Source organism: Isoptericola sp. NPDC060257 (assembly GCF_042726645.1).
Classification (GTDB): Bacteria; Actinomycetota; Actinomycetes; order Actinomycetales; family Cellulomonadaceae; genus Isoptericola; species Isoptericola nanjingensis.
This window is the reverse complement of record NZ_JBHXAW010000290.1, coordinates 1-5,552: the sequence shown is the minus strand read 5'-3', so window position 1 is coordinate 5,552 and position 5,552 is coordinate 1. Positions and strand designations below refer to the sequence as shown.

At 74.0% G+C, this 5,552-nt stretch carries 7 protein-coding genes; all 7 read left to right on the top strand.

The annotated features are described in order from the left end of the window. Positions 1-30: 30 nt before the first annotated feature. The gene (locus ACFWEK_RS18320; RefSeq protein ID WP_430546784.1) at positions 31-1,344 is read left to right on the top strand and encodes an ABC transporter substrate-binding protein; all 1,314 of its coding nucleotides are present in this window, start codon (positions 31-33) and stop codon (positions 1,342-1,344) included. Beyond that, positions 1,328-2,299 (top strand): carbohydrate ABC transporter permease, encoded by a 972-nt coding sequence (locus tag ACFWEK_RS18315; protein ID WP_430554961.1) that lies wholly within the window; start codon positions 1,328-1,330, stop codon positions 2,297-2,299. Before ACFWEK_RS18320 ends, ACFWEK_RS18315 begins: the two co-directional genes overlap by 17 nt. Further along, positions 2,296-3,195: a carbohydrate ABC transporter permease gene (locus ACFWEK_RS18310; RefSeq protein ID WP_430554960.1), complete on the top strand. Its 900-nt coding sequence runs from the start codon at positions 2,296-2,298 to the stop codon at positions 3,193-3,195. The genes ACFWEK_RS18315 and ACFWEK_RS18310 overlap by 4 nt, the downstream gene beginning before the upstream one ends. A gap of 83 nt (positions 3,196-3,278) precedes the next feature. After that, positions 3,279-3,683, top strand: a complete 405-nt coding sequence (locus ACFWEK_RS18305) for a YciI family protein (RefSeq protein ID WP_430546781.1) — start codon at positions 3,279-3,281, stop codon at positions 3,681-3,683. Then, on the top strand, positions 3,683-4,027 hold the full coding sequence (locus ACFWEK_RS18300) for a YciI family protein (RefSeq protein WP_430546804.1): 345 nt from the start codon (positions 3,683-3,685) through the stop codon (positions 4,025-4,027). Before ACFWEK_RS18305 ends, ACFWEK_RS18300 begins: the two co-directional genes overlap by 1 nt. Continuing rightward, a complete protein-coding gene (locus tag ACFWEK_RS18295) occupies positions 4,024-5,337 on the top strand; it encodes an RNA polymerase sigma factor (RefSeq protein WP_430554959.1) in 1,314 nt (437 codons plus the stop codon). The genes ACFWEK_RS18300 and ACFWEK_RS18295 overlap by 4 nt, the downstream gene beginning before the upstream one ends. Before the next feature lie 18 nt (positions 5,338-5,355). Beyond that, positions 5,356-5,552: hypothetical protein (locus ACFWEK_RS18290; protein WP_430554958.1), on the top strand; the 197-nt coding region annotated here is incomplete at its 3' end.

Sequence of the window (5,552 nt, the reverse complement as noted above, 5' to 3'; positions counted from 1 at the left end):
CCCACGAACCCTCGACGAAGAGGAGACGAGATGCCGAACCGTGCGGTGCCCGGCAGGCGCCCGGTCGCGCGCAGGCTGTCCCGGCGGAGCTTCCTGGCCGTGGCCGGGATCAGCGTGGCCGGGGCGCTCGCGGCCTGCTCCGGCGCCCCGACCGGCACGAAGCACCTGCGGCTGTCCTCGTGGAACATCCCGCTGGACCTGGAGTCGTACCAGGCGCTCGCCGACGAGTTCGTGGCCGCCCACCCGGGCACCAGCGTCGCGGTCGAGGTCACGACCGGCCAGTTCCACCAGTGGTTCATCACGCGGCTGGCGGCGGACCTCGCGCCCGACATCATCCGCATCACGCCGCAGCAGATCGGTCGCTACGCCGCGAACGGCAGCCTCGTCGACCTCACGGACGCGGTGCCGCCGGAGTACCAGGACGACTGGTCCGAGCCGTTCTGGGCGATCGGCGCCAAGGCCGACGGCCTGTTCGGCGTCTTCCAGCACACCGACAACTTCATCACCTACTACGACAAGCGGGTGATGGAGCAGGTCGGCGTCGACGTGCCGCAGACCCTCGACGAGGCGTGGCACTGGGACGAGTTCCTCGAGATCGCCGCCGAGGCGCAGAAGGTCACCGGGCGGTACGGCTTCGGCTACGGCTGGAGCGGCCCGGAGACCGCGTACCGCTGGATGCCGCTCGTCTACCAGAACGGCGGCGCCTTCCTCGGGGAGGACGGCGAGACGCCGAGCATGGACACCGACGCCGCGGTCGGGGCGCTGGACTTCGGCCGCCGCTGGTACGCGGACGGGCTGGTCTCGCCGGCGAACATGAGCAAGTCCGGCGGCGGCGCCGTCGGCCGCGACCTCTTCGCCACCGGCCAGGCCGGGCTGCTGCTGGACAACCCCGAGGCCATCGCCGCACTCGACGAGGCCCGCCCCGACGAGTGGGGCACCACCTACATGATCCGCAACGCCGGCGAGGCGTCCGACCTCGGCGGCAACGCGCTGGCCGTGACGAGGTCGAGCAAGCACCCCGAGCTGGCGGCCGAGCTCGTCGCGTTCCTCACGAGCCGCACCAACGTCGCCGAGTTCTGCCGGCGCGGCAACTGGCTGCCCGCCCGCTCCTCGCTGGACGCGGCCGACATCGGCTACGACCGGCACGAGGCCACGATGCAGCAGTTCATCGACCAGGCCACGACCATCCCGCTGTCCATGGTGCGCGCCCAGTCCGGGCCGTACTTCAGCTCCCTCAACTCGGTCTTCGCGGACTACCTCGACCTGTGCTTCCTCGGCGAGCTCACGCCCGCCGAGTGCGGCGCCCAGATGACGGAGGCGATGCGCAGTGTCACCACGCGGTGAGACCCTCACGACCCTGGAGGCGCCGCCGGCCGCCTCACCGACGGCCGACGTCGCGCGCGCGACGTCGCGCACGGGCGGGCCCACCGGCCGCCGTCGCGGCCGCTGGGCGCCCTACCTGTTCGTCGGCCCCGCCGGGCTGCTCTTCCTCGCGTTCTCGCTGGTGCCGATCGTCATCGCGGTCGCCCTGTCGTTCCAGGACACCGCCACGCTGGGCGACGGGCAGTGGGTGGGCGCGGACAACTACCGGACCATGCTGTCCGACCCGCTGCTGCGCACGGCCCTGCTCAACACGCTGGTCTTCACCGTCGGCACGGTGCCGACGGCGATGGCGGTCGGGCTGGCGCTCGCCGTCGCGCTCAACCGCCCGCTGCCGGGGCGGGGCCTCCTGCGGGCGCTGTTCTTCGTGCCGATGGTCGCGGCCGGCGTCGTGGTCGGCGTGATCATGTCGTGGATCTTCAACCCGGACTACGGGGTCGCGAACAACGCGCTCCGGGCGGTCGGGCTCGACGGGCTGCCGTGGCTGACGTCGCCGCGCACGGCGATGCTCACGCTGGTGCTCGTCGTCGTGTGGACCCGCATCGGCTTCTGCATGGTGATCTACCTGGGCGCGCTGCAGTCGATCCCGTCCGAGCTGCGCGAGGCCGCCGCCATCGACGGCGCGAGCCGCTGGCAGCGGTTCCGGCGCCTCACCGTGCCGATGCTCGCGCCGACGACGTCGATCCTGCTCATCCTCAACGTGGTGTTCTCGCTGCAGGCCTTCGACGTCATCTACGTGATGACCGGCGGCGGTCCCGGCTTCTCCACGACCGTCCTCATCCAGTACGTGTTCCGGTCCGCGTTCGCCGACGCCCGCATGGGCTACGCCGCGGCGCTCGGGCTGCTGCTCGTGCTGATCCTGCTGGTCTTCACGCTGCTGCGGCAGCGGGCGACGAAGAAAGCCGAGGAGCTCCTGTGACCACCACCGTCCTGCCCGCGCGCCCCGCGCCCGACGCCGCCCCCGTGCGCGGCGGCCGCTCCCCGCGCGAGCGCCGGTCGCACCGCCGCCGGTGGCTGCTCACCGCGGGCCTCACCGCCGTCGCGATCCTCGTCGTCTTCCCGCTGTACTGGATGGTGGTCTCGGCCCTCACCCCGGGCGGGCAGTCGCAGAGCAGCGACTTCTACCTGTGGCCCGACGCGCCGACGGTCGGCAACTTCACGGAGGTCTTCGCCACGCAGCCGGTGTGGCGGTGGCTCGGCAACTCGTTCCTCGTCGCCACGGTCGGCACCGCGCTGTCCGTGTGCGTCTCGCTCGGCGCGGGGTACGCGCTCGCGAAGTACCGGTTCCGCGGGCGCGGTCTGCTGTACGCGGTGTTCCTCGTGACGATCATGATCCCCATCCAGGTCACGCTGGTGCCGGCGTTCCTCGTCGTGGCGCGGCTGGGGCTGGTCGACTCGCCGTGGGCGGTCATCCTGCCCACCCTGTTCGACGTCGTCGGGATCTTCATCGCCCGCCAGTTCATGCTCGGCGTGCCGGACGCGCTCATCGAGGCCGCGCGGCTCGACGGCGCGGGGGAGCTGCGCACCTTCTTCCGGGTGGTGCTGCCCTCGTGCGGCCCGCTGGTCGGCGTCCTCGTGATCCTCGGGTTCATGAACCGCTGGAACGACTTCCTGTGGCCGCTCGTGGTGCTGCAGGGCAACGAGAGCCTCACCGTGCCGGTCGGGCTGTCGACCCTGACCAGCAACCCGGCGTTCGCCTCGCCGTGGGGCGCCGTGATGGCCGTGGCGACCGTCGCCGTCGTGCCGCTGCTCGTCGTGTTCCTGGTCTTCCAGAAGACGTTCGTGCAGGGCATCGCGAGCACGGGGATCAAGTAGTCGTCGACCGAAGTCCGTCAGGTGTCTGTCGGGAGGTCTCCCGTACGTCGTGCTCATGTACACGGCCACGAGGGCCGTGCAGGATGAGGAACCGACCGAAGGAGATCGTCGTGCGCTACCTGATGCTGGTGCTGTCCACCCCCGAGGACCCGGAGCTGCGGCCGGAGGACACCGCGGGCGCGCCGCCCATCGAGGGGTGGGTGGAGAAGTACTACGGCAGCGGCGCCGCCGTGCTCGGCGACCGGCTCCGCCCGCCCGCCGACGCGGTCGGGGTGCGGGTGCGCGGCGGGCGCGCGCTCGTCACCGACGGGCCGTTCTCGGAGACCAAGGAGGCGATCGGCGGGTTCGACGTCCTCGACGCGCCCGACCTCGACACGGCGATCACCATCGCGTCCGAGCACCCCATGGCCCACGCGGGCGCCATCGAGCTGCGGCCGTTCTGGCCGCTGGGCCTCGAGGGCGCCGGCTCGACGGACGGGGGCGCGTGATGCGGTACCTGCTGCTGGTGATCGAGCCCGACGTGCCCGACCGCGGTCCGGACGCCGACATCGAGGACTGGGTGCGCCGGCACGACGCCGACGGCTCGCGCATCCTGGGAGAGCGGCTGCGGCCGGCCGCCGACGTCCGGCGCGTGCGGGTGTCCGACGGCCGCACCCTGGTGACCGACGGCCCCTTCACCGAGACGAAGGACGTCATCGGCGGGTTCGACGTCGTCGAGGCGCCCGACCTCGAGGCCGCGCTCGCGATCGCCGCCGAGCACCCGGGCAGCCGGGGCGGCGGCACGGTCGAGGTGCACCCGTTCTGGCCGACCGACGGGGGCGCACCGGCGTGACGGCGCCGGCCGCCGTCGCCGTCGAGGACGCCTTCCGCAGCGAGTGGGGGCGCGTCCTCGGCGCGGTGGCCCGCGCCACCGGCGACCTCGACCTCGCGGAGGAGTCCGCGCAGGAGGCGTTCGTGGCGGCGCTGCGCACCTGGTCGCGCGACGGCGTCCCCGACCGGCCCGGCGCGTGGCTCACGACGACGGCGCGGCGGCACGCCCTCGACGTGCTGCGCCGCCGCCGCGTCGAGGCGGAGAAGAGCGAGACCGCCGTGCGGCGGGGCGAGCGGGTCGACGGGCCGGGGCGGGCCGGCGACGGCGTGCACGACGAGGTCGAGCGCGGCCTCGACGACGAGGGCTGGTCGCCCGACGACCCGGACGGCGACCTGGTGCGGCTGCTGTTCACGTGCTGCCACCCGGCCCTGCCGCTCGACGGCCGGGTGGCGCTGACGCTGCGCTCCCTCACCGGCATGACGACGGGGCAGGTGGCGCGCGCCTTCCTCGTGCCCGAGGCGACCATGTCGCAGAGGCTGGTGCGCACGAAGCGGCGCATCCGTGCCACCGGCATCGCGTTCCGGGTGCCGCCGCCGGCGCTGCTCGCCGGGCGCACGGACGCGGTGCTCGCGGTCCTCTACGTGCTGTTCACGGAGGGCTACGACGCCTGGGCGGAGCCCGCCGACGAGGTCGAGGGGTGCGCCGAGCGTCGCGCGCTGGCCGGGGACGCGATGCGGCTGGCCCGGCTCGCCGCCCGGCTGCTGCCGGACGAGCCCGAGGCCCGCGGCCTGCTCGCCCTCCTGCTGCTGCAGCACGCGCGCCGCGACGCGCGCACCGGGCAGGACGGCGTCGCGCTGACCCTGGCGGAGCAGGACCGCACGCGGTGGTACGGCGACGAGATCGACGAGGGGCTGGCGGTGCTCGACACGGCGCTCGCAGCACGCCGACCGGGGCCGTACCAGGTGCAGGCCGCGATCGCGGCGCTGCACTGCCGCGCGGCGACCGCGGCGGAGACGGACTGGGCGGAGGTGCTCGCCCTCTACGGCGTGCTGCTCGACCTGGCGCCGTCGCCCGTCGTCGCGCTCAACCGGGCCGTGGCCGTGGCCGAGGTGCACGGCGCCGACGCCGGTCTGGCCGCCGTCGACGCCGTCGCGCAGGACCCGGCGCTGGCGGGCTACCACCTGCTGCCGGCCCTGCGGGCGGACCTGCTGACGCGCGCCGGGCGCCCCGCCGACGCCCTCGTCGAGCTGCGCCGGGCCCTCGACCAGGTCGACCGCGAGGGCGACCGGCGCCTCCTGAGCGCCCGCCTCGCCGCTCTCGGCGGCCGCTGACCCAAGAAGACGTCGTGGGTGGGCGAGGTCGGCGTCGCCGATCACCGTCTCCAGGTCGTCGGCGACCTTGGCGACGTCGGCCGCCGCGTCCTTCGCCTTCTTCAGGTCCGGGCAGGCCGGGTCGCCCAGCTCGCCGGGACCGTCCTCGCAGCGGGCGGCGTAGACCTTGTCCAGCGTCTCGGAGGCGGCGTGCGCGCTGCGGGCGGCGACCGGGG